The sequence below is a fragment of the Sphingopyxis sp. genome (assembly GCF_036402335.1).
Classification (GTDB): Bacteria; Pseudomonadota; Alphaproteobacteria; order Sphingomonadales; family Sphingomonadaceae; genus Sphingopyxis.
In genome coordinates, this window is record NZ_DASWTD010000068.1 from 1 (window position 1) to 1525 (window position 1525).

Sequence of the window (1525 nt, forward strand, 5' to 3'; positions counted from 1 at the left end):
GAACCTGCGAACATCGCGTTCGGCGCCGAACGGCGCAAGGAAAGCTATGCGATCCGCGCCGGCGATCCCGCTTCCTATGCGATCGGTCCGGGTGCCGCGACGGGACTGGCGCCGAACAGTAACGGTTTTCCAGGTTTCAGCCCGCTGAGCGCGGGCGAATGGTCGCAGACCAGCTATGCGGGCTATCTTGACGTCGAGGTCCGGCCAGCCGAGATGCTGACGCTCGGTGCAGCGGGACGCTACGAGGATTTTTCGGCCTTTGGCGACACCTTCAATTACAAGCTGTCGGCGCGCCTCGAACCCTTTAGCGGCGTGGCGCTGCGGGCGACCTACTCGACCGGTTTCCGCGCGCCGACCCCGGCGCAGCTCAACGCGCTCACCACCAGCCAAGGGCTCGACACGCGGACGTTGCAGATCTTCAACACCGGGCGACTGTCGCCGAGTGATCCGATCGCGATCGCTCTGGGTGCCAAGCCATTGACCCCCGAAAAATCGCGTACGCTGACCGCGGGCCTGACTTTCCAGTCGGACTTCGGACTGACGGGAAGCATCGACGTCTACCAGATCAAGCTGCGCGACCGGTTCGGCCAGTCGGCGACCTTCGCAGTGCCCGCCGATCTGCCCAATCCGCAGCGCTTCACCGCGGTCACCTATTTCACCAATGATTTCGACACGCGCACGCGCGGGATCGATGTCGTGCTCGCCTATGCGCGCGATGTCGGCCCGGGTAAGGCCGACATCAGCCTTGCCTACAACTATAACCAGACGCGGGTGACGAGCGGTACGAGCGCGTCGATCGGGAACGAGACGCAGCGGATCCTGTTCGAGGATCGCCTGCCCAAGCATAATGGCACCGCCGCGCTCGGCTATACGATCGGCCGCTTCGGATTGCAGGGCCGTGCGCGCTATTATGGGGCGTGGACCGACGTCAGCGGCAATACGACGGGCGAGGTCTTCCAGCGCTTCGGATCGATGGTGATGTTCGACCTGTCCGCGAGCCTCCAGCTGAACGATCATCTGTCGATTCGCGCGGGCGCCGAGAATATCTTCGACACCTATCCCGACGAGGCGACCAACCAGGCGGTGCGCGGGCTCATCTATTCGCGCAATGCGCCCTATGACACCGACGGCGGTCAATATTATGTCCGCCTCGGGATCAATTTCTGATGCAAGGGAAGCCGGCGTGGAGCTGAATCGGAGGCAGATGCTGATGGCGGCCGCGGCGGCGCCGGTGGCGGGGCGGCTCGAAGCCGCGCCGCTGCCGGCCGGCGCGCGGCCCGATGACGAGCCTTATTGGGCGAAGGTCGCGGCGCAATATGACGTGGTCGAGGGCATCATCCAGCTCGAGAATGGCAATTGGGGCATGATGGCGCGGCCCGTGCTCGAGCAATATGAAGCTGCGGTCCGGCGGGTGAACCGTTCGACGAGCTATTATGCCCGTCGCGGTCTTTTCCCCGACCTGATGGCGGTGCGCGCCCGCGTCGCGGCCAAGCTGGGCGTCACGCCCGACGAAATCGCCTTCACG

At 64.7% G+C, this 1525-nt stretch carries 1 protein-coding gene and 1 pseudogene; both read left to right on the forward strand.

Annotation, left to right across the window (positions count from 1 at the left end):
• A partial coding sequence (locus tag VGD20_RS02095) for a TonB-dependent receptor domain-containing protein (protein WP_331132867.1) occupies positions 1–1167 on the forward strand: 1167 nt, incomplete at its 5' end.
• 16 nt (positions 1168–1183) lie between these two features.
• A pseudogene (locus VGD20_RS02100) lies at positions 1184–1525 on the forward strand (aminotransferase); the annotation flags it as partial.